This is a genomic window from Achromobacter spanius, assembly GCF_039673305.1.
GTDB classification, from domain to species: domain Bacteria; phylum Pseudomonadota; class Gammaproteobacteria; order Burkholderiales; family Burkholderiaceae_B; genus Achromobacter; species Achromobacter spanius_F.
Window position 1 is genome coordinate 1 of record NZ_JBDJLJ010000031.1, and the last position, 21252, is coordinate 21252.

19 protein-coding genes are annotated in these 21252 nt (G+C 66.1%); 18 read left to right on the plus strand and 1 reads right to left on the minus strand.

Annotation, left to right across the window (positions count from 1 at the left end; genetic code table 11):
* On the plus strand, window positions 1-532 hold a 532-nt coding region (locus tag ABE485_RS20720; protein WP_346517152.1), incomplete at its 5' end, for a ComEA family DNA-binding protein.
* An 82-nt stretch (window positions 533-614) separates the two neighbouring features.
* Window positions 615-1523 (plus strand): cysteine synthase CysM, encoded by a 909-nt coding sequence (gene cysM, locus ABE485_RS20725; RefSeq protein WP_346517153.1) that lies wholly within the window; start codon window positions 615-617, stop codon window positions 1521-1523.
* Between the two features lie 163 nt (window positions 1524-1686).
* Here cysM and mltB read toward each other — a convergent pair whose 3' ends face one another.
* A complete protein-coding gene (gene mltB, locus ABE485_RS20730; RefSeq protein WP_346517154.1) occupies window positions 1687-2844 on the minus strand; it encodes a lytic murein transglycosylase B in 1158 nt (385 codons plus the stop codon).
* A gap of 10 nt (window positions 2845-2854) precedes the next feature.
* Between mltB and ABE485_RS20735 the strand changes: the two genes are divergently transcribed.
* From ABE485_RS20735 to ABE485_RS20810, 16 genes are all read left to right on the plus strand, one after another.
* Window positions 2855-3778, plus strand: coding sequence for a histone deacetylase family protein (locus tag ABE485_RS20735; protein WP_346517155.1), 924 nt, complete (start codon window positions 2855-2857; stop codon window positions 3776-3778).
* A 70-nt stretch (window positions 3779-3848) separates the two neighbouring features.
* Complete coding sequence (locus tag ABE485_RS20740) at window positions 3849-4598, plus strand: electron transfer flavoprotein subunit beta/FixA family protein (RefSeq protein ID WP_057284940.1); 750 nt, start codon at window positions 3849-3851, stop codon at window positions 4596-4598.
* 1 nt (window position 4599) lies between these two features.
* Window positions 4600-5529, plus strand: a complete 930-nt coding sequence (locus ABE485_RS20745) for an electron transfer flavoprotein subunit alpha/FixB family protein (protein WP_346517156.1) — start codon at window positions 4600-4602, stop codon at window positions 5527-5529.
* Between the two features lie 187 nt (window positions 5530-5716).
* Window positions 5717-7408, plus strand: coding sequence for an aspartate-alanine antiporter (aspT, locus tag ABE485_RS20750; RefSeq protein ID WP_346517157.1), 1692 nt, complete (start codon window positions 5717-5719; stop codon window positions 7406-7408).
* A gap of 108 nt (window positions 7409-7516) precedes the next feature.
* Window positions 7517-9331 carry a bifunctional aspartate transaminase/aspartate 4-decarboxylase gene (locus tag ABE485_RS20755; RefSeq protein ID WP_346517158.1) on the plus strand — a complete coding sequence of 605 codons (1815 nt, stop codon included), beginning with the start codon at window positions 7517-7519 and terminating at the stop codon, window positions 9329-9331.
* Between the two features lie 24 nt (window positions 9332-9355).
* Window positions 9356-11056 (plus strand): aspartate-alanine antiporter, encoded by a 1701-nt coding sequence (gene aspT / locus ABE485_RS20760; protein WP_346517159.1) that lies wholly within the window; start codon window positions 9356-9358, stop codon window positions 11054-11056.
* A 206-nt stretch (window positions 11057-11262) separates the two neighbouring features.
* The gene (locus tag ABE485_RS20765) at window positions 11263-11904 is read left to right on the plus strand and encodes a peroxiredoxin (RefSeq protein ID WP_008164064.1); all 642 of its coding nucleotides are present in this window, start codon (window positions 11263-11265) and stop codon (window positions 11902-11904) included.
* 213 nt (window positions 11905-12117) lie between these two features.
* A complete protein-coding gene (locus tag ABE485_RS20770; RefSeq protein WP_346517160.1) occupies window positions 12118-13146 on the plus strand; it encodes a sulfate ABC transporter substrate-binding protein in 1029 nt (342 codons plus the stop codon).
* Window positions 13147-13170: 24 nt separating this feature from the next.
* A complete protein-coding gene (gene cysT, locus ABE485_RS20775) occupies window positions 13171-14061 on the plus strand; it encodes a sulfate ABC transporter permease subunit CysT (RefSeq protein ID WP_346517161.1) in 891 nt (296 codons plus the stop codon).
* Window positions 14058-14957 (plus strand): sulfate ABC transporter permease subunit CysW, encoded by a 900-nt coding sequence (gene cysW / locus ABE485_RS20780; protein ID WP_346517162.1) that lies wholly within the window; start codon window positions 14058-14060, stop codon window positions 14955-14957. The genes cysT and cysW overlap by 4 nt, the downstream gene beginning before the upstream one ends.
* Window positions 14958-14984: 27 nt before the next feature.
* A complete protein-coding gene (locus ABE485_RS20785) occupies window positions 14985-16049 on the plus strand; it encodes a sulfate/molybdate ABC transporter ATP-binding protein (RefSeq protein WP_346517163.1) in 1065 nt (354 codons plus the stop codon).
* Window positions 16046-16789: a phosphoadenylyl-sulfate reductase gene (locus ABE485_RS20790; RefSeq protein WP_346517164.1), complete on the plus strand. Its 744-nt coding sequence runs from the start codon at window positions 16046-16048 to the stop codon at window positions 16787-16789. Before ABE485_RS20785 ends, ABE485_RS20790 begins: the two co-directional genes overlap by 4 nt.
* A gap of 40 nt (window positions 16790-16829) precedes the next feature.
* On the plus strand, window positions 16830-17738 hold the full coding sequence (cysD, locus tag ABE485_RS20795; protein WP_346517165.1) for a sulfate adenylyltransferase subunit CysD: 909 nt from the start codon (window positions 16830-16832) through the stop codon (window positions 17736-17738).
* Window positions 17739-17779: 41 nt separating this feature from the next.
* Complete coding sequence (locus ABE485_RS20800) at window positions 17780-19078, plus strand: sulfate adenylyltransferase subunit 1 (RefSeq protein WP_346517166.1); 1299 nt, start codon at window positions 17780-17782, stop codon at window positions 19076-19078.
* Window positions 19079-19289: 211 nt separating this feature from the next.
* Complete coding sequence (locus tag ABE485_RS20805; RefSeq protein ID WP_346517167.1) at window positions 19290-20705, plus strand: PA0069 family radical SAM protein; 1416 nt, start codon at window positions 19290-19292, stop codon at window positions 20703-20705.
* A gap of 72 nt (window positions 20706-20777) precedes the next feature.
* Window positions 20778-21239: a hypothetical protein gene (locus tag ABE485_RS20810; RefSeq protein ID WP_346517168.1), complete on the plus strand. Its 462-nt coding sequence runs from the start codon at window positions 20778-20780 to the stop codon at window positions 21237-21239.
* The last annotated feature ends 13 nt before the right edge of the window (window positions 21240-21252 follow it).

Genomic DNA, 21252 nt, shown 5'->3' on the forward strand with positions numbered 1-21252 from the left:
ATCCACTCTGGAGAACCCCATGAATCCGTTCGTCCAACCTACCGTCGCTCGCGGTTCGCCCTTGTCGCCATGGCGTCGGCCGCGCCTGGCGCCCGCAACGGCTTGCCCCCGTGCGGGACGGCGCGCCCTGCGGCGGGCGCTCAGCGTCTTGTTGCTGTCCGCCGGCCTGGGGGTGGCGGCGCCGCCTGCGCAGGCGGTGGATGTCAACCAGGCCAGCGCCGCCGACCTCGAAGGCGTGCGCGGCATCGGACCGCGCACGGCCGAAATCATCGTGCGCGAGCGCGAGCGGGGCGGCGAGTTCGAATCGCTGGATGACCTGAGCGAACGGGTGCGCGGCATCGGCCAGAAAAAAGCCCAGGCGCTGCAGGCCGCGGGGCTGACGGTGGGTGGCAAGACCGGCGCCGCGGTCGATTCCGCGAGCGCTTCGCCCACGGCGACCAAGCCCGCGCAGGCCAAGCCCTCCCAAGGCAGACCGGTGCAGGGCAAGCCCGCGCCTGCCAAGCCGGCGGCGCCGGCTCCCGCCAAGCCCTGAGCACCCGGGCGTTCCGCCTAACCCCTGGCGCGGGCGCGGCTTTTGGCGCCGTCCGCCGCCAGGCGGAGTTATGATCGTCCGCATGACTACTACCTACCCCACCATCGAGCAGACCGTCGGCAACACGCCTCTGGTGCGCCTGCAGCGCATTCCCGGGGCGGCGGGAGACGCGCGCGGCAATGTCATCCTGGCCAAGCTGGAAGGCAACAACCCGGCCGGTTCCGTGAAGGACCGCCCGGCGCTGTCCATGATCAAGCACGCGGAAGAGCGCGGCGACATCAAGCCGGGCGATACCCTCATCGAAGCCACCAGCGGCAACACGGGCATCGCGCTGGCCATGGCGGCCGCCATGAAGGGCTACCGCATGATCCTGATCATGCCGGACAACCTGTCCGTGGAGCGCCGCGCCGCCATGGCGGCCTACGGCGCCGAACTGATCCTGACGCCGGCCGACAAGGGCGGCATGGAATACGCCCGCGACCTGGCCACCGAAATGCAGGCGGATGGGCGGGGGCTGGTGCTGGACCAGTTTGCCAATCCCGACAATCCCCGGGCCCACATCGAAACCACGGGCCCCGAACTCTGGAATCAGACTGACGGACGCATCACGCACTTCGTGAGCGCCATGGGCACCACCGGCACCATCATGGGCGTGTCGACCTACCTGAAATCGCGCAATCCCGCGGTGCAGGTCGTGGGCGCGCAGCCGGCCGAAGGCTCGCAGATCCCGGGCATCCGCAAGTGGCCCGAGGCCTACATGCCCAAGATCTTCGATCGCAGCCGCGTGGACGCCTACGAATCCATCCAGCAATCCGAAGCCGAAACCATGGCGCGGCGGCTTGCCGCCGAAGAGGGCATCTTTGGCGGGATTTCCTCGGCCGGGGCCCTGGTCGCGGCGCTGCGCGTGGCCGAACGCGTGAACGACGCGACCATCGTCTTCATCGTGTGCGACCGCGGCGACCGCTACCTGTCCACCGGGGTCTTCAACTGAATGCTCCCGCGGCGGACCTGGGGCCGCCGATGACCATGGCCGGACCGCCCGGCCAGGCCAGCATGTAAAGAAGGCGCCCTGTGATTTCAGGGCGCCTTCTTTTTTGTCCGCGCGTATCGCAAGGCGAAAACGCCCCGTCAACGGGGCGTTTTCGCCCATCGGGTCAGCGCGTGACGCGGGCTTCGATCTCTGCGGCCAGATCGGCGACCGAGGTCGCATAGAAGTAGCTGCGGTTGTACTTGGTCAGGGCGAAGAAGTTGGGCGTCCCCACGCGGTACTGCGCGGTGCCTCGCGCCTCTTCGACCAGGTCCACCACGCCCATCGGCTGGCTGCTCCAGCCATCGCTGGATGCGCCGGGCTGCAGGCGCGCGCCGGCCGCGGAGAGCGAACTCCAGCTTTGCTTGGGCTCCAGGCCGCCGTCGACCAGCGCGGTCGGGTCGGCGGGCAGCGCGACCGGTGCGAACACCGGCAGGCCGCGCTGCCAGCCATGTTGCGCCAGGAAGCTGCCCACCGACATGATCGCGTCCTGGGTGTTGTTGGTCAGGTCGATATGGCCGTTGGAGTCCCCGTCCACCGCGTAGTGCATGACGCTGGTGGGCATGAACTGCGGCATGCCGATGGCCCCGGCATACGATCCCCGGGTTTCGAGCTCGAGCTTGTCCTTCATGACCAGCGTCAGGAAGTCGGCCAACTGGCCCCGGAACATCGTGGCGCGCTCGGGCTTGCTGGGATCGGGGTAGTCGAAGGCCAGGGTGGCCAGCGCGTCCAGCACGCGGAAGTTGCCCATGTTGCGGCCATACAGCGTTTCGACGCCGATGATGGACGCGATGATGGGCGCCGGCACGCCGAAGCGCTGGGCCGCCTGATTGAGAAGGTCGCGGTTTTCGTTGTAGAAATCGACGCCCCAGCCGATGCGCTTGGGCTCGACGAAGCGGGACCGGTACGTCAGCCAGCTGCGCCAGATCTTTTTCCCGGGCGGGGACGGCGCGATCAGCCGCGCCACCGTGGCGTTGTAGCGCGAGCCTTCCAGCGCCGAGACCATCGGCGCGAGCGGCAGTTGGCGCTCGGCGGCCAGGTCTTCCACGAACGACCGGACTTCCGGGCGCAGCGCGCCGCTGGCGGTCAGGGCGGCGGGGGCATCATCCGGGAGTTCGGAGCCGAGCGTCGGCGTACTGGGTCCGATACGGATGGGGGCAGGGCCGGAAACCGAAGCAGCCTGGGAGGCGGGCGGGGGGGAGGGTGCGGTTGGGGCGGTGGTGGAGCACCCCGCCAGCAGGGCGGAAAGCGTTCCGAGTTGCAGTATTCGCCGACAGATGAACATAATCTTCCTTATGGAGACCATGTATCTTACCCACCCGGCATGCCGCTTGCATGAAATGGGCAGTTGGCATCCGGAAAGCCCGCAGAGGCTGGACGCCATCTCCGACCAGTTGCTCGCGAGCGGGTTGATGCCTTATCTGGATGACCGGCAGGCGCCTCAGGCGTCCCGCGACGACCTGTTGCGCGTACATACTGTCCAGTATCTGGACAGTTTGCAGAAACATACGCCGGAATCAGGGTATTACCCTATCGATCCGGACACCCTGATGAACCCGCACACCTACGAAGCCGCCCTGTACGCGGCCGGCGCGGGGGTGGCGGCGGTGGATGCGGTGATGGGCGGCGCGGCGCGCACGGCCTTCTGCGCCGTGCGTCCGCCGGGGCATCATGCGTGCAGGTCGCAGTCCATGGGTTTCTGCTTTTTGAACAACGTCGCCATTGCGGCGCAGCACGCGATGGATGTCCATGGCCTGAAGCGGGTGGCGATCGTCGATTTCGACGTGCACCACGGCAACGGCACCGAAGACGTCTTCGCGGGCGACGAACGCGTGCTGATGTGCAGCTTCTTCCAGCATCCGTTCTTTCCCAACAGCGGCGCGGATCATCCGGCCGCCAACATGCTGAACGTGCCCGTGCCCGCCTATACCGCGGGCGCCGCGGTCAGGACGATCGTCACCGATACCTGGCTGCCGCGGCTGGACGCCCATCGGCCCGAACTCATTCTGGTGTCGGCCGGATTCGACGCGCATCGCGAGGACGACATGGGCCAGATGGGCCTGGTCGAAGCGGATTATGCGTGGATCACGGAGCAGCTTGTGGACGTGGCCGAACGCCACTGCCAGGGCCGGATCGTCAGCACGCTCGAGGGCGGTTACAACTTGTCCGCTTTGGGCCGCAGCGTGGTCGCCCACATACGGGCGCTGGCGAAGCTGTAGAATCAGGAAAAAATTGTGCAATGCGATCCCGGCGCATGCCGGGTCTTAATTTCCATTTGGAGGCAGCGGGATGAAGGTGTTGGTACCTGTCAAGCGCGTCGTTGACTACAACGTCAAGGTGCGCGTCAAGTCTGATCAGACCGGCGTGGATATCGCCAATGTGAAGATGTCCATGAACCCCTTTGACGAAATCGCCGTCGAGGAAGCGACCCGCCTGAAGGAAAAGGGCACGGTCGCCGAAGTCGTGGCGGTTTCTTGCGGCGTTGCGCAATGCCAGGAGACCCTGCGCACCGCCATGGCCATCGGCGCCGATCGCGGCGTGCTGGTCCAGACCGACGCCGAGCTGCAGCCCCTGGCCGTGGCCAAGCTGCTCAAGGCCTTGGTCGACAAGGAACAGCCCCAGCTCGTGATTCTGGGCAAGCAGGCCATCGATGACGACGCCAACCAGACCGGCCAGATGTTGGCCGCGCTGCTCGACTGGCCGCAAGCCACGTTCGCCAGCAAGGTCGAAGTGGCCGACGGCAAGGTCACCGTGACGCGCGAAGTCGACGGCGGCCTGGAAACGCTGACACTCAAGCTGCCCGCCATCGTGACCACCGACCTGCGCCTGAACGAACCGCGCTACGTCACGCTGCCGAACATCATGAAGGCCAAGAAGAAGCAGTTGGACACCGTCACGCCGCAAGACCTGGGCGTTGATCCCGCTCCGCGCCTGAAGACGCTGAAGGTCAGCGAGCCGCCCGCCCGCAAGGCCGGCATCAAGGTGGCCGATGTCGCGGCCCTGGTGGACAAACTCAAGAACGAAGCGAAGGTGGTCTGACATGACGACGCTGGTTATTGCCGAACACGATAACGCCCAGCTCAAGGGCGCAACCCTGAACGCCGTCGCCGCCGCCGCCAAGATCGGAGGCGACGTGCACGTGCTGGTCGCCGGCGCCAATGCGCGCGCCGTGGCCGACCAGGCCGCCCAGGCGGCCGGCGTGTCGAAGGTGCTGCTGGCCGACGCGCCGCAGCTGGCCGACGGTCTGGCCGAAAACGTCGCGGCCCAGGTGCTGGCGGTGGCTTCGAGCTACAGCCACATCCTGTTCCCGGCCACCGCGTCGGGCAAGAACGTGGCGCCGCGCGTCGCGGCCAAGCTGGACGTGGCGCAGATCTCCGACATCATCGGCGTGGAATCTGCCGATACGTTCCAGCGCCCGATCTACGCCGGCAACGCCATCGCCACCGTGCAGTCGGCCGATGCCGTCAAGGTCATCACCGTGCGCACGACCGGCTTTGACGCCGTCGCCGCCCAAGGCGGTTCCGCCTCGGTCGAAGACGTCGCCGCCGTTGCCGACTCGGGCCTGTCCTCGTTCGTGGGCCGCGAAGTCGCCAAGAGCGATCGTCCCGAACTGGCCGGCGCACGCGTCGTGGTGTCGGGCGGCCGCGGTCTGGGCAGCGCCGAGAACTTCAAGATCCTGGATCCGCTGGCCGACAAGCTGGGCGCCGCGCTGGGCGCTTCGCGCGCCGCGGTCGACGCCGGCTACGCGCCGAACGACTGGCAGGTTGGCCAGACGGGCAAGATCGTCGCGCCGCAGCTCTACGTGGCGGTCGGCATCTCGGGCGCCATCCAGCACTTGGCCGGCATGAAGGATTCGAAGGTCATCGTCGCCATCAACAAGGATCCCGAAGCGCCGATTTTCGGCGTGGCTGATTATGGCCTGGTCGGCGACCTGTTCCAGGTCGTGCCTGAACTGACCAGCGCGCTGTAAGCCGCAGCGCAGGCGTCAATCAAAGACCGCGGGCATTGGCCCGCGGTTTTTTTTGTATGTACGCAACCGGCGTGCCCAAAAATTTCGAATTCTTTTGATTTTCAGAAAGACTCTGCTAATGTATTTCGCGCGCTGCTGAACTTGTTTGTGCTTGTGCTTGACCTTTACAGAACGAAGGAGATTCGTGATGGAATGGTTCTTTGACACGCTACGAAAGTACCCAGAGCTGGCGATTTTCTTGACCCTGGGCCTGGGCTACTGGATCGGGGCCAAGAAAATATTCGGCTTCAATCTGGGCGCGGTGACTGGGACGTTGCTGGTGGGGGTGCTGGTCGGCCAGCTCAACATCACGATCGCTCCCATACTCAAGCAGGTGTTCTTCCTGCTTTTTCTTTTCGGTCTCGGCTACGGCGTCGGACCGCAATTCTTCCGCGGCATGAAAAGCGATGGCCTTCCGCAGGTCATTTTCGCGGTCATCATTTGCGTCATCTGCCTTCTGGTCACCTGGGGGACCGCCGTCGCGTTCGGCTTTGACGCCGGCACCGGCGCGGGGCTGCTGTCCGGCGCCCAGACCATCTCGGCGGTCATGGGGGTGGCGACGGACACCATCAATGGTCTCTCCATCGATGCCGCGACCAAGAAGCAGTGGATCGACAGCATTCCCGTCGCCTACGCGGTCTGCTACATCTTCGGCACGGTGGGCAGCGCCTGGCTGCTGGCTTCCCTGGGCCCGAAGCTGATGCGCGTGGACATCGTCAAGGAATGCCAGGAATACGAAGCCAAGATGTCGGGCGGCGCGGATTCCATGGAACTGTCGGGCTACCGCAAGTTCACGGCCCGGGCGTACCGGCTGGACAATGCGGAGTATGTGGGCAAGACGGTGGGCGAACTGGAAGCGAAGTTCGTCGATGCCCGCGTCTTTGTCGAGCGTATCCGCCGCGGCGACCAGATCATCGATGGCGACTCCAAGACGACGCTGCAGGCCGGCGACGTGCTGGGCGTGACCGGGCGCCATGACGCGCTGGTCCTGCAGGCGGCGGGCCTCATCGGCAGCGAGGTCGAGGACCGCGACGTGATCAACCTGCCCGCCGAGATCGTCGAGGTGGTGCTGACCAACAAGAACGTGGCCGGCAAGACGCTCAAGGAACTGGCCGAAAACGAAACCGTGCGTGAATTGGGCCGCGGCGTGTTCCTGCGCAAGGTCGTGCGCGGCGGGCACGAGATGCCGGTCAATTGGGGCCTGAAGCTGGACCGGGGCGACCGCCTTTTCATCCTGGGCGCCAAGCGCGACGTCGAACGGGTGGTGGGCAAGCTGGGGTATGTGGACCGGGCCACCAACCAGACCGACATGGTGTTCGTGGGCTTCGGCATCCTGCTGGGCGGCCTGTTCGGCACCCTGGTGCTGACCGTCGGGGGCATCCCCATCACGCTGTCAACGTCGGGCGGGGCGCTGATCTCCGGGCTGGTCTTCGGCTACCTGCGATCGGTGCATCCGACCTTCGGACGCGTGCCGGAGCCGGTGCACTGGTTCCTGACATCGGTGGGGCTGACCGCCTTCGTGGCGGTGGTGGGCATCGTGTCGGGACCGGGCTTCGTCCAGGGTTTCCAGCAGTTGGGTGCGAAGCTCTTCATCGCCGGCATCATCGCCACCAGCATACCGATGATCGTGGGCGTGTTCATTGCGCGGTATGTCTTCAAGTTCCATCCCGCCATCGCGCTGGGCGTCTGCGCAGGCGCCCGGACCACCACCGCCGCCATCGGGCAGATCACCGAAACGGCGAAGAGTCAGGTCCCCGCGCTTGGCTACACGGTGCCTTATGCCATCGGCAATACCCTGCTCATCATCTGGGGGATTGTCATCGTCATGCTCATGGCCTAGCAAGAAAGCCCGCCGGCTCCGGCCGGCGGACCACCCAGCAAGCGCGGCACTCGGTAACGGCGCCCGCCTTCACGGCGCCTGTCATAACGCACACCAGGAGTACTGAAAATGGCTTCCACCACGCCTGTCACCGTCAGCCTGGCTTCGGCCTTGAAGACCACCCGTTCGCACCAGCGCGACCTGGAACAGCTTTCTCCCTTCGAACTGAAGGACTACCTCATCACGCTGGCCAAGGACAGCCAGCAGACCTCGACCGCCACCATGCTGAACGCGGGACGCGGCAATCCGAACTGGATCGCCACCGAGCCGCGGGACGCGTTCTTCCTGCTGGGCAGGTTCGCCATGAAAGAGGCGCGGCGGGTTCGTGACGACGGCATTCTGGCCGGCATGCCCGCCAAGAAGGGATGCGCGGACCGGCTGCGTAAGTTTCTGGCCAAGCATAAGGGCGAGGATGGCTACGATTTCCTGGTCGGTGTGCTGGAGTACGGTGTGAAGGTCAAGGGTTTCGATCCCGACGAGTGGATCCACGAACTCACCGACAGCATCATCGGCGACCACTACCCGGTGCCCCCGCGCGCACTGGTGCACATTGAACAGATCATCCATGACTATCTGATCAAGGAAATGTGCGACGGACGCCCGCCCAAGGGAAAATTCGACCTCTTCCCGGTCGAAGGGGGCACGGCGGCCATGTGCTACATCTTCGATTCGCTGCTGCAGAACGGCTTGCTCAAGCAGGGCGACACCATCGCGCTGTTCCTGCCGACCTTCACGCCGTACATCGAAATCGCCCATCTGGAGCGCTTCCAGTTCAAGATCGTCGCCATCAACGCGAACAGCATGCGGGCCGACGGCACGCACGACTGGCATTATCCGGCGTCTGAAATCGCCAAGCTGGAAGATCCCAAGATCAAGCTGGCCGTGACCGTGAACCCCAGCAATCCGCCGTCGGTGGCGTTCAGCCCGGTCGAGATGAAGCAGATCGTGCGCCTGATCCGCAAGAACCCCGACCTGGTGCTGGTGACGGACGACGTGTATGGCACGTTCGTGCCGAACTTCCGTTCCCTGATGGCGGAAGTGCCGCACAACACCATCTGCGTCTATTCGTTCTCGAAGAACTTCGGCTGCACGGGCTGGCGCCTGGGCGTCATTGCCACCCACGAGACGAATACGATGGACCGGCGCATTGCCGAATTGCCGGCATCGTGGAAAAAACGCCTGGACAAGCGCTACGGCGCGATGACCATGGAGCCGGCAAAGCTCAAGTTCATCGACCGCATGGTCGCGGACAGCCGCAATGTGGCGTTGAACCACACAGCGGGATTGTCGCTGCCGCAGCAGGTGCAGATGGGCTTTTTTGCCCTGTCCCACCTGCTGGACCTGAAGGACGCCTACAAGCACCTGACCATGGAGATCGTGCGCAGCCGCCGCGATGCGCTGTGGCAGGGCCTGGGCATTCCCATGCCGCCGGAAGACCCGATGCGCGGCTGGTATTACGTCGAACTGGATTTCATGGTCTGGGCCAAGATCATGTATGGAGACGCCTTCTGCAAGTACATGACCGCGAACTACGAGCCGGTGGATTTCCTGTTCCGGCTGGCGGAAAAGACGGGCGTGGTGCTGATGGACGGCGGCGGCTTCGGCGGTCCGCCATGGTCGATCCGCATTTCGCTGGCCAACCTCGACGACGGGGACTATGCCAAGATCGGCAAGCACATGGTCGAATCCGCGACCGAGTACGTCGAGGCATGGAAGGCGTCCGAACTGGTGCGTTCCGGCCCGACCGCGGGCAAGGGCCAGACGGTCAAGGCTGCCAAGGCGAAGCGCGCCGCCGGCGCCAAGACGACGGCCAAGAAGGCCGTGAAGAAGGCGGTCAAGAAGGCGGACACCGCAGCCAGATCCGCCAAGAAGTCCGCGAAATAGGCAGCCTTCAGGCGACATGACCTCATGACTTGCTCAGTCGGGTTTTTCAATACGGTTCCCATCGCGGTGCTGTTCGTCACGGTGGGGTTGGGATACCTGATTGGCAAGCTGAAGGTCGGGCCGATCGAGCTGGGCGGCGTGTGCGGCACGCTGATCGTCGCCCTGCTGATCGGCCAGACGGGCTGCCAGATGCGCGGCGACCTGAAAGAGGTTGCGTTCGCCCTGTTCATCTTTGCCATGGGCTACTCGGGCGGCCCGCAGTTCTTCGCCAACCTGAACCGCTCCAGCCTGCGCTATATCGTGCTGCCGCTCATCGAGGCCGCGCTGGTGCTGGCGATCGTGCTGACCGCGGTGCCGCTGTTCGGCCTGGACGCCGGCACGGCCGCGGGCCTGGCCGCGGGCGCGGCGACCGAGTCCGCCGTGGTCGGCACGGCGGCCGAGGCGCTCAAGCACCTGGGATTGCCGGACGCCGAAGTGCAGCGCATGGAAGCCAACATCGCGACGGCGTACACGCTGACCTACCTGGTGGGCCTCATCAGCATCGTGTTCTTCACCAGCCAGGTGGCCCCGGCGCTCCTGCGCATCAACCTGCGCGAGGCGTCCAAGGCGCTGGAGGAAAAGCTGGGGGCGACGCCGGGCGAGGGCGACGAGCAGAACGTTCCCACGCTGCCCCGCCTGGTCGGGCGCGCCCACGTCGTCAAGGATGCGGACGGCAAGCGCGTGGCCGAGGTCGAAGCGCAGCTGGGCGGCCGCACCGTGATCAGCCGCATCCTGCGCAATGGCGAGGCCGTCGACGCCACGCCCGATGACCAGCTGGCCACCGGCGACGTGGTCGTGGTGCTGGGCCTGCGCCGTTTCGCGTTGCGCGCGGGGTCGGTGATCGGTCCGGAGATCCAGCTGCCGGAGGCGCATGCCGACGATCTCCAGTTGAGCGAGCTGCAGGTCATCGTCAGCAAGAAGTCCGTCAATGGCCGCACGGTGGGGGAACTGGCCAAGCGGCCCGGCGCCCGGCGCGCGCGCGGGGTGTTCCTGCAATCCATTGTCCGGTCCGGGCATGCGCTGCCGCTGACCCCGGCGACGGTGGTCCAGTACGGCGACCTGGTGACGCTCGTGGGCGCCGAACCCGAACTGTCGGAGGGCGGAGCGGCGCTAGGCAACGAACTGCGCCGCAGCGGCGTAACGGACCTGGTGTTCCTGGCGTTCGGCATCCTTGCCGGCCTGATGCTGGGCAGCCTGGGCGCCCGGCTGTGGGGCATCCCCGTGTCGCTGGGCAGCGGGGGCGGGGCGTTGGTCAGCGGCCTGGTCTGCGGCTGGATCAATGCCAAGCGGCCGGCGATCGGCCATATGCCGGCCCACGCGGTGCAATTGCTCAAGGATCTGGGGTTGGCGGTCTTCGTGGCGTGCGTGGGGCTGTCGGCCGGCCCTGATGCCGTTTCCCTGATCCGCGAGCATGGCGCGGTGCTGCCGCTGATCGGCCTGCTGGTCTCGCTGGGACCGGCGTGCCTGTCGCTGTGGGTGGGCCACAAGCTGCTGAAGATCGAGGGCCCGCTGCTGGTGGGTGCGATTGCCGGCCAGCATGTCAGCACGCCGGCAATCAGCGCCATCCTGACGGCCAGCGGCAGTTCCGTGCCCCTGCTCGGCTATACGGTGACCTACGCCATCGCCAACGTGCTGCTGCCGGTGCTGGGGCCGATCATCGTGTCCCTGGCCTACCATCTGAGCTAGCCAAAAAAAACGGGCGGCAGGCTCCTGCGACGCCGTTGTGAATATTGCATAAGGTTATATGACTTGCGTATTTCCTCGGCTAAAGGTTTGATGGAAGAATCGTTTTACACGCGGTAAGCTCCGCAACGAAAACGTTTCCCTGCGCCGCCTTGCCAGGACGGCCTGGCAGCCAGCCCCTTCAACTGAATCCGCACACAGGAGACACCATGAGTCAACTACGCCTGGGCGATATCGCCCCTGATTTCGAGCAGGAATCCTCGGCTGGCCCGATCCGCTTCCACGAGTATCTGGGCAACAGCTGGGGGGTGCTGTTCTCGCATCCGGCCGACTTCACGCCCGTCTGCACGACCGAGCTGGGCTACACCGCCAAGCTGGCCGACGAGTTCGCCAAGCGCAATGTGAAGGTCCTGGCCCTGTCGGTCGACGGCGCTGATTCCCACGCCAAGTGGATCGAGGACATCAACGACACGCAATCGACGACGGTCAACTTCCCGATCATTGCCGACAAGGACCGCAAGGTTTCCGAGCTCTACGACATGATCCACCCGAACGCCAGCGCCACGGCGACCGTGCGCTCCGTGTTCATCATCGACCCGAACAAGAAGGTGCGCCTGACCATCACGTATCCGGCCAGCACCGGGCGCAACTTCAACGAAATCCTGCGCGTCATCGACTCCCTGCAACTGACCGACAGCCACAGCGTGGCCACGCCGGTGAACTGGGAAGATGGCGACGACGTGATCATCGTTCCGTCCCTGCAGGACGAAGCCGTGATCAAGGAGAAGTTCCCCAAAGGCTACAAGGCGGTGCGTCCCTATCTGCGCATCACGCCTCAACCGAATAAGTAAATTCGGAAAATGGGGGGTTGCCCCCCATCCGCCATAGCGGCTTTCCGCCGCCCGAACCGCCGCAGTCTCCATAGGGGATTGCGGCGGTTTTTCGTTGTTGGGATGTTCGTCCTATATGCCTGAGAGCGATGAGCAACCAAAAAATGATTCGTTCCGTTCAGATCGGCCAGCCCGCACACTTGCCTCCACATTGCCAAACACAGGGAGCAAGGGATGTCTTTCAGGAAAGCCGGTTGGTTGGCCGCCTTGGCCGCGGTGACAGTTTCACTTGCCGCGATTGCGCCGGCGCAAGCTCAGCAAAAGCAGACGCTGCTCAACGTGTCCTACGATCCGACGCGCGAGCTGTACCGCGCCATCGATGACGCGTTCGTCAAGCAATACAAGGAAAAGGCGAACGTCGACCTGACGATCCGCCAATCGCACGGCGGTTCCGGCCGCCAGGCGCGCTCGGTCATCGACGGGCTGGAAGCCGACGTCGTGACCCTGGCGCTGGCCTACGACATCGACGCCATCGCGGACCGCGGCCTGCTGCCCGAGAACTGGCAGGCGCGCCTGCCGCAGAACAGCTCGCCCTACACGTCCACCATCGTGTTCCTGGTGCGCAAGGGCAACCCCAAGCAAATCAAGGACTGGGACGACCTGATCAAGGACGGCGTGCAGGTCATCACGCCCAATCCGAAGACCTCGGGCGGCGCCCGCTGGAACTACCTGGCCGCCTGGGCCTATGCGCTGGAAAAGAACGGCGGCAGCGAGGACAAGGCTCGCGCCTTTGTTGGCGACCTGCTCAAGCACGTGCCGGTGCTGGACACCGGCGCGCGCGGCGCCACCACGACCTTCGTGGAGCGCGGCGTGGGCGACGTGCTGCTGGCCTGGGAAAACGAGGCCTTCCTGGCCCTGGAAGAACTGGGTCCGGACAAGTTCGACATCGTGGTGCCCTCGCTGTCCATCCTGGCCGAACCGCCGGTGGCCATCGTGGACAAGGTCGTGGACAAGAAGGGCACCCGCGCCGCGGCGCAGGCCTACCTTGAGTTCCTGTACACCCCGGCCGCGCAGGAAATCATCGCCAAGAACTACTACCGGCCCCTGGACAAGACGGTCGCCGCCAAGTACGAGGCCAAGTTCCCCAAGGTCAAGCTCGTCACCATCGACGACAAGATCTTCGGCGGCTGGCGCAAGGCGCAGAAGGATCACTTCAGCGACGGCGGGACCTTCGACCAGATCTACCAGCCGCAGAAGAAATAACTGGAACACCCTCGGACGACGGCCATGACTACTGCCTCGAACCCGACGGCAAACGGCGCGCAAGCGCCTTTTGCCGTTCGGCGCAACAGCCCGGGCGTGCTGCCCGGTTTCGGCATTTCAATGGGGTACGCGGTGCTGTACCTCAGCGTGCTCGTGCTGATTCCCCTGGCCGCCTTGCCCATCAAGAGCGCCGGGCTGGGATGGCAGGGCTTCTGGGATGCGGTGACCGCGCCGCGGGTGCTGGCGTCCTACAAGCTGACCTTTGGCGCGTCGTTCATCGCGGCGCTGGTCAACCTGGTGTTCGGCACCGTCGTCGCCTGGGTCCTGGTGCGTTACCGGTTTCCCGGCAAGAAGATCCTGGACGCGCTGGTGGACCTGCCTTTCGCGCTGCCGACCGCCGTGGCGGGCATCGCCCTGACCGCGCTCTACTCGCAGAAGGGCTGGCTGGGCGGCCCGCTGTCCGAATGGTTCGGCCTGAAGGTGGCCTTCACGCCGCTGGGCATCGTGATCGCGCTGATCTTCATCGGCGTGCCCTTCGTCGTGCGCACGGTGCAGCCGGTGCTTGAAGACGTCGAGCGCGAGATCGAAGAGGCGGCCGCCAGCCTGGGCGCCGACCGCTGGCAGACGTTTCGCCGCGTGCTGCTGCCCACCATCACGCCGGCCCTGATGACGGGCTTTGCGCTGGCGTTCGCCCGCGCCGTCGGCGAGTACGGGTCGGTGGTGTTCATCGCCGGCAACATGCCGATGGTGTCCGAGATCACGCCGCTGCTGATCATTTCCAAGCTGGAGCAGTTCGACTACGCCGGGGCGGCCGCCATCGCGACCGTGATGCTGGCGCTGTCGTTCGTCCTGCTCCTCATCATCAACCTGTTGCAGGGCTGGCAGGCGCGCCGCGGCCTGGGGAGGCTGTCATGAGCGCACCGGATCGTCCCGCTCACCTGACCGAGCCGCGCTGGGTGCGCGGCGTTCTGCTGTTCGTCGCGCTGGGGTTCCTGGCGCTCTTTCTGCTGGTGCCGCTGGCGGCGGTGTTCGCCGAGGCCTTCCGCAAGGGCTGGCAGCTGTACCTGGAAGCCATCGTCGAACCCGATGCGTGGGCGGCCATCCGCCTGACGCTGCTGGTCGCGGCGATCGCCTTGCCCGTGAACCTGGTGTTCGGCGTGGCCGCGGCCTGGGCCATCACCAAGTTCCAGTTCCGCGGCAAACAGTTCCTGATCACGCTGATCGACCTGCCGTTCTCGGTGTCGCCTGTGGTGGCGGGGCTGGTGTTCGTGCTGCTGTTCGGCTCGCAGGGCTGGTTCGGCGAATGGCTGCAGGCCCACGACATCAAGATCGTCTACGCGGTGCCCGGCATCATCCTGGCGACGCTGTTCGTGACGTTCCCCTTCGTGGCGCGCGAACTCATTCCGCTGATGCAGGCGCAAGGCAGCGAGGAAGAGCAGGCCGCGCTGACCCTGGGCGCCAGCGGCTGGCAGATCTTCTGGCGCGTGACGCTGCCCAACATCAAGTGGGGCCTGCTGTACGGCGCCATCCTGTGCAACGCGCGGGCGATGGGCGAGTTCGGGGCGGTGTCGGTGGTGTCCGGTCAGATCCGCGGGCTGACCAACACCATGACCTTGCACGTGGAGATTCTCTACAACGAGTACCAGTATTCCGCGGCGTTCGCCGTTGCCTCGCTGCTGGCCCTGCTGGCGCTGGTGACCCTGGTGGCGAAGAACGTGGTCGAGTGGCGCAACGCGCGCCTTCTGCAGGGCGCCGACCAGCCGGTGGAGTATCCCGGCCCCGCGGCGGCCATCAAACCGGCCGTCGCCTGACACGGCGGCCGGCTCAGGAGACAAAGCATGAGTATCGAAGTACGCAATCTATCCAAGCGCTTCGGCACGTTCCGCGCGCTGAACGATGTGTCATTGCACATCGAGACCGGCGAGCTGGTGGCGCTGCTGGGGCCGTCCGGCTGTGGCAAGACCACGCTGCTGCGCATCATCGCGGGGCTGGAATCCGCCGACTCGGGCAGCGTGCTGTTCGCGGGCGAGGACGCCACGGCGGTGGACGTCCGCCAGCGCCAGGTCGGTTTCGTGTTCCAGCACTACGCGCTGTTCAAGCACATGACCGTGTTCGAGAACGTGGCCTTCGGGCTGCGCGTCAAGCATCGCTCGCAGCGTCCCTCCGAGGACCAGATCAAGCGCAAGGTGCATGACCTGCTGGGCCTGGTGCAGCTGGACTGGCTGGCCGACCGCTATCCGGCGCAGCTGTCGGGCGGGCAGCGCCAGCGCATCGCCCTGGCGCGCGCGCTGGCGGTCGAGCCGCGGGTGCTGCTGCTGGACGAACCCTTCGGCGCGCTGGACGCCAAGGTGCGCAAGGAACTGCGCCGCTGGCTGCGCCGGCTGCACGACGAACTGCACGTTGCCAGCGTGTTCGTCACGCACGACCAGGAAGAGGCCCTGGAAGTGTCCGACCGCGTGGTGCTGATGAACGCCGGCCGCATCGAACAGGTGGGCACGCCGCGCGAGGTGTGGGAAGGTCCGGCCACGCCGTTCGTCTATGGCTTCCTGGGCGACGTGAACCAGCTCCAGGGCACGGCCACGCGCGGCGTGTGGGAAGGCGCCGGCCTGTCGCTGCCGGCGCCCGAGCTGGCGCAGGCCGATGCCCAGCGCGCCACCGCCTATGTGCGGCCGCATGAATTCGAGATCGAACGCTATCGCGCCGACGCCGAGGGCATCCCGGTGCGGCTGTCGCATGCCTACCTGGCCGGACCCAGCGCCTATCTGGAGCTGGCGCGCCAGGATTCCGACGCCATCATCGAGGCCGAGGTTCCCGAGTCGCTCTACCAGGAACTTGGCCTTCGGGACGGCGAAATCCTCCTCGCGCGTCCCCGCCGGGCGCGCATTTTCGCGGTGCAGCCATGACGACTACCGATACCTCCCTTGAACTGGACGCCGCCCTGGCGGCGCGCTGGCGCGACCTGACGGCGCGGCTGGCGGAAATCCAGCGGCGCTATCCGGACGCCGCGCTGGCGTCCTCGCTGGCGGCCGAGGACATGGTGCTGACCCACGCCATCTACCACTCGAACCTGGACCTGGAAGTGTTCACGCTGGACACGGGCAGGCTGCACGCCGAGACGCTGGGCGTGCTGGACGCGGTGCGCGAGCGCTACGGACGCCAGATCACCGTGTACCGGCCTGTCACGGCGGCGGTCGACGAGCACGTGGCCGCGCATGGCGCCTACGCCTTCTACGAAAGCGTCGAGCTGCGCAAGGCCTGTTGCCAGATCCGCAAGGTCGAGCCCCTCAAGCGCGCGTTGGCGGGCCGCGGCGCCTGGATCACCGGGCAACGGCGCGCACAGTCCACGACGCGCGGCGAACTGGCGCTGGAAGAGGACGACAAGGCCTTCGGGCTCTACAAGTTCAACCCGCTGGCCGAGTGGAGCGAGGACGACGTCTGGTCCGCCATCCGCGCGCTCGGCATTCCCTACAACCCGCTGCACGACCAGGGCTATCCGTCCATCGGCTGCGAACCCTGTACGCGGGCGATCCGTCCCGGCGAAGACCTGAGGGCAGGGCGCTGGTGGTGGGAGTCGTCGGACTCCAAGGAATGCGGCCTGCATGCGGGCAACCGGGTAATCAGCATCACGGCGCGCGGCGATTGACGCGGCCAATCAATTCGAAATCTGTTTTAGGGGAATACCTATGTCTGCTGTGATCCAACGCAGCCACCTGGATTGGCTGGAATCCGAAGCGATATTCATCTTGCGCGAGGTCGCCGCCGAAAGCGAAAAGCCCGTGCTGCTGTTCTCGGGCGGCAAGGACTCCGTGGTGCTGCTGCGCCTGGCCGAGAAGGCCTTCCGGCCGGGACGCTTTCCGTTCCCGCTGATGCATATCGACACCGGCCACAACTTCGACGAAGTGATCGCCTTCCGCGACGCGCGCGCCGCCGAACTGGGCGAGACCCTGATCGTGCGCAGCGTGGAAGACTCGATCAAGCGCGGCAGCGTCGTGTTGCGGCGCGAAACCGACTCGCGCAACGCGGCCCAGGCCGTGACCCTGCTCGAGGCGATCGAGGAATTCGGCTTCGACGCCTGCATCGGCGGCGCCCGCCGCGACGAGGAAAAGGCGCGCGCCAAGGAACGCATCTTTTCCTTCCGCGACGAGTTCGGCCAGTGGGATCCCAAGGCGCAACGGCCTGAACTGTGGAACCTGTTCAACACCCGTGTGCACCGCGGCGAGAACATGCGCGTGTTCCCGATCTCGAACTGGACCGAACTGGACGTCTGGCAGTACATCCAGCGCGAGCAGCTTGCGCTGCCGCCGATCTACTACTCGCATGAGCGCGAGGTGGTGCGCCGCAAGGGCCTGCTGGTGCCAGTCACGCGGCTCACGCCGCCGGCGGACGGCGAAACGGTCGAACGCCTGTCGGTGCGTTTCCGCACGGTGGGCGATATTTCCTGCACCTGCCCGGTGGCCTCCGACGCCGCCGACACCATGGCCATCATCGCCGAGACCGCGGTGACCGACATCACCGAGCGCGGCGCCACGCGCATGGACGACCAGACTTCCGAGGCCTCGATGGAGCGCCGCAAGAAAGAAGGCTATTTCTGAATGCACGACGCGCCGGCGCATGCCGGCGCATGGGGAACCACATGAACGCACTGAACGATTCCTTCCTGGCCGGCGCCGACACCGGCGTGCTGCGCCTGATCACGGCGGGCTCGGTCGACGACGGAAAGTCCACGCTGATCGGCCGCCTGCTGTATGACAGCAAGGGCGTCTTCGCCGACCAGCTCGACGCCATCTCGCGCGCCAAGCACAAGCGGGTGGCGGGCGACGGCATCGATTTCTCGCTGCTGACCGATGGCCTCGAGGCCGAACGGGAGCAGGGCATCACCATCGACGTCGCCTACCGCTACTTTTCCACGCCCACGCGCAAGTTCATCATCGCCGATGCGCCCGGCCACGAGCAGTACACGCGCAACATGGTGACCGGCGCCTCCACGGCCGATGTCGCCGTCATCTTGATCGACGCGACGCGCGCGGCCGACGGCAAGCTGCTGCCGCAGACCAAGCGGCACAGCACCATCGCGCGCCTTCTGGGCATACGCCATATCGTGGTCGCGGTGAACAAGATGGACCTGGTGGACTGGGACCGCGCGGTGTTCGAGCGCATCCGCGATGCCTATGCTGACCTTGCCGCCAAGCTGGGCATCGCCCATTTCGACGCGCTGCCGCTGTCGGCGCTCAGCGGCGACAACGTGGTCACGCTGTCGCCCAAGACACCGTGGTACGAAGGCCAACCCTTGCTGGCGCTGCTGGAATCGCTGGATCTGTCGGGCGACGGGCGTACCTTGCCGCTGCGCTTTCCGGTCCAGTGGGTCGCGCGCCACGATGGCGACCGCAAGGAAGATTTCCGCGGCTATGCCGGCCGCGTGGCGAGCGGCGTGCTGCGTCCGGGAGACGAAGTGATGGTGCAGCCGTCCGGCGTGACCGCGGTGGTGCGCGAAGTGCGTGCCTTCGACCGCGCGCTGGACGAGGCCGTGGCGGGCGATTCGATCACGCTGGTGCTGGACCGCGACGTAGACGTGTCGCGCGGCGACGTGGTCGTGCATGCGGCCGCGCCGGCGCAGGTGTCGCGCGAGTTCGAGGCCGAGCTCTGCTGGCTGGATGCGCAGGCGCTGAACCCCGCGCGCAAGTACCTGCTGAAGTCGGGAACGCGCCTGACGTCGGCGAAGGTGCGCGCAGTGCTGTCGCATCGGGACATCCATGAACTGCAGGAAGTGGAGAACACGGAAGGCACCTTGCGCATGAACGACATCGGGCGCGTCACGCTCACGACGCGCGAGGCGCTGGCGGTCGATCGCTACGACGATGTCGCCGCGACGGGCGCTTTCATCCTGATCGACGAGGCCACACACCAGACCGCGGCGGCGGGTATGTTGCGCTAGGTTTACAGCCGCATGAAAACAACACCGACGGAGCCTCCCCGGCGGTGTTGTTTTTCGACCAAACCCAATGCTGGCGCGGGTTTGCGGCGTATATCGCCTGGTGAAAAAGATTTGTTCCGCCGGGGTCGGCGTCTTGCGGTAAAGTTGGACTGTCTTACGAAAAGGCTTTTGGTGCTTGTCAAAACCACTGTGTTTTTGTACAGTAGTTTTCATGGCACGCACCGATCATTCTTTTCCCGCCGGTTCTGGGTCCCCGGCTGCCGCCCCCGCCGCCTTGCGCGGTCGGGGTGCGGTTACTAATGTTCGGCATCGCTTCCAGAGCGATGACCGCGTGCAGATCGACGACGGCTGGTCCTCGTCCGGTTTGCCCGCCGATTTCATCGATTCCGTCCCCGATAATTCTCCGCTGTCCGGCCCCGCTGGCTCCTCTGGCTCGCCGGTCATCCCCATCCTGCCCGACACGCGTTCGGCCCCGCCCGCGCCCAAAACCACGGTCACGGCTGAAGAAGCGCGCAAGATGCTGTCGCGCAACGATTCCCCGGATATCCCCTTCGACGTGGCCGTCAATCCGTACCGCGGGTGCGAACACGGCTGCGTGTACTGCTACGCCAGGCCCACGCATTCCTATCTGGGCTATTCCCCCGGACTGGACTTCGAAACCCGCCTGGTCGCCAAGGCCAACGCGGTAGAAGCCCTGCGGGCCGAGCTTTCCCGGCCCGGCTACAAGCCGTCGCCCATCAACATCGGTTCCGCCACGGATGCCTACCAGCCCATCGAGCGCGATTGGCGTCTTACCCGGGGCATGCTGGAACTCATGCTGGAAACGCGGCATCCGGTCACCATCGTCACGAAGAACGCGCTGGTCGCCCGCGACCTGGACCTGCTGGCGGCCCTGGCCGAGCAGAACCTGGCGGTCGTGTACATCAGCATCACCACACTGGATGCGGGTGTGGCGCGCACGCTGGAACCGCGGGCGGCTGCTCCTTGGCGCCGCCTGGAGGCCGTGCGCAGCCTGACCGACGCCGGCGTGCCGGTGGGCGTGCTGGTGGCGCCCGTCATTCCGTTCATCAACGACGACTCCATGGAGCACATCCTCCAGGAAGCCAAGGCGGCCGGCGCGCATTACGCCAGCTACACCGTCTTGCGGCTGCCCTGGGAGGTCAAGACGCTCTTCGAGGACTGGCTCAACGCCCATTACCCCGACCGCGCCCAACGCGTCCTGCATCGCATCGAAGACCTGCGCAACGGCCGTCGCAATGACCCCAATTTCGGTTCCCGCATGCGCGGCACCGGCATCTGGGCGGATCTGCTGCGCCAGCGGTTTTCGGTGGCCACGCGCAAGCTGGGCCTGAACCGCACCCGGCTGGCGCTGGACTGCGACCGTTTCCAGCCGCCCGCGGGGCCCGGCGTCTCGTCGCCGCTGTTTGACGCCGTCGCGGCGGGCACCCGGCAGGCGTGCGCGGCGGATCCGGCTTCCCCCTCTACCGATTTCCTATCCCCGGTTGGCGCGCAAGCGTCTGCAGGGGTCCCTTTTCCCGGCGGCTTGCCCGCGGTCAGCGGCGCCTACGGGCGCGGTGCGCGGCAGTTGCGCGCCATGGCGGCCGGCCAGTTGTCTTTGTTCGATTGACCGCCGGCTGTGGTTGCCGCGCACGCCAGGGCGCTTTGCCTCGGCTCTGGAACGTTTATCCAAGGAGTTCCCATGAACACCGCTGATTTTTCTGTCTTGCCGGATGAGCTTGTCGTCTCCCTGAATCCGCTGCGCCGCGGCGCGAACCGCGCTCGCGACCTCTGCGCCCGGCTGACCGGCCTGGCCATGCCCTGGAACGCATCCTCCGCGGGCGGGGCATCCGGCTCGCGCGTGCGGTCCGGCAAGATGCCGGCCCGCTGGCCGTTCCCGCCGGCTCCTGCCCCGGTGGACGAGTTGGCGCGCATCCCGGCAGCGGGCGTCCCCGTGGCCGCTCCCATTGCTGCACCGGTTGCTGCACCCGTTGCCACGCCCGCCGCGCCGGCAGTCCGCGACCAATGCCTGGGCGACGCGAAGGTCCAGGCGGCAGCGAATCAGCTCACCGTGAAGGCCATGGTGATCGACGTGGTGCTGGTGCTGGCCTGGGGCGCCATGATCCCGGGGCTCATGTGGCTGGGCGTGGCCGGTGGTTTCTGACCGGCGGGCGGCG

Bases quoted from the DNA above. Each gene is read 5' to 3' on its own strand.
- cysM (WP_346517153.1), top strand. From the start codon at position 615: ATGACTACTACCTACCCCACCATCGAGCAGACCGTCGGCAACACGCCT.
- mltB (WP_346517154.1), bottom strand. From the start codon at position 2,844: ATGTTCATCTGTCGGCGAATACTGCAACTCGGAACGCTTTCCGCCCTG.
- ABE485_RS20735 (WP_346517155.1), top strand. From the start codon at position 2,855: ATGGAGACCATGTATCTTACCCACCCGGCATGCCGCTTGCATGAAATG.
- ABE485_RS20740 (WP_057284940.1), top strand. From the start codon at position 3,849: ATGAAGGTGTTGGTACCTGTCAAGCGCGTCGTTGACTACAACGTCAAG.
- ABE485_RS20745 (WP_346517156.1), top strand. From the start codon at position 4,600: ATGACGACGCTGGTTATTGCCGAACACGATAACGCCCAGCTCAAGGGC.
- aspT (WP_346517157.1), top strand. From the start codon at position 5,717: ATGGAATGGTTCTTTGACACGCTACGAAAGTACCCAGAGCTGGCGATT.
- ABE485_RS20755 (WP_346517158.1), top strand. From the start codon at position 7,517: ATGGCTTCCACCACGCCTGTCACCGTCAGCCTGGCTTCGGCCTTGAAG.
- aspT (WP_346517159.1), top strand. From the start codon at position 9,356: ATGACTTGCTCAGTCGGGTTTTTCAATACGGTTCCCATCGCGGTGCTG.
- ABE485_RS20765 (WP_008164064.1), top strand. From the start codon at position 11,263: ATGAGTCAACTACGCCTGGGCGATATCGCCCCTGATTTCGAGCAGGAA.
- ABE485_RS20770 (WP_346517160.1), top strand. From the start codon at position 12,118: ATGTCTTTCAGGAAAGCCGGTTGGTTGGCCGCCTTGGCCGCGGTGACA.
- cysT (WP_346517161.1), top strand. From the start codon at position 13,171: ATGACTACTGCCTCGAACCCGACGGCAAACGGCGCGCAAGCGCCTTTT.
- cysW (WP_346517162.1), top strand. From the start codon at position 14,058: ATGAGCGCACCGGATCGTCCCGCTCACCTGACCGAGCCGCGCTGGGTG.
- ABE485_RS20785 (WP_346517163.1), top strand. From the start codon at position 14,985: ATGAGTATCGAAGTACGCAATCTATCCAAGCGCTTCGGCACGTTCCGC.
- ABE485_RS20790 (WP_346517164.1), top strand. From the start codon at position 16,046: ATGACGACTACCGATACCTCCCTTGAACTGGACGCCGCCCTGGCGGCG.
- cysD (WP_346517165.1), top strand. From the start codon at position 16,830: ATGTCTGCTGTGATCCAACGCAGCCACCTGGATTGGCTGGAATCCGAA.
- ABE485_RS20800 (WP_346517166.1), top strand. From the start codon at position 17,780: ATGAACGCACTGAACGATTCCTTCCTGGCCGGCGCCGACACCGGCGTG.
- ABE485_RS20805 (WP_346517167.1), top strand. From the start codon at position 19,290: ATGGCACGCACCGATCATTCTTTTCCCGCCGGTTCTGGGTCCCCGGCT.
- ABE485_RS20810 (WP_346517168.1), top strand. From the start codon at position 20,778: ATGAACACCGCTGATTTTTCTGTCTTGCCGGATGAGCTTGTCGTCTCC.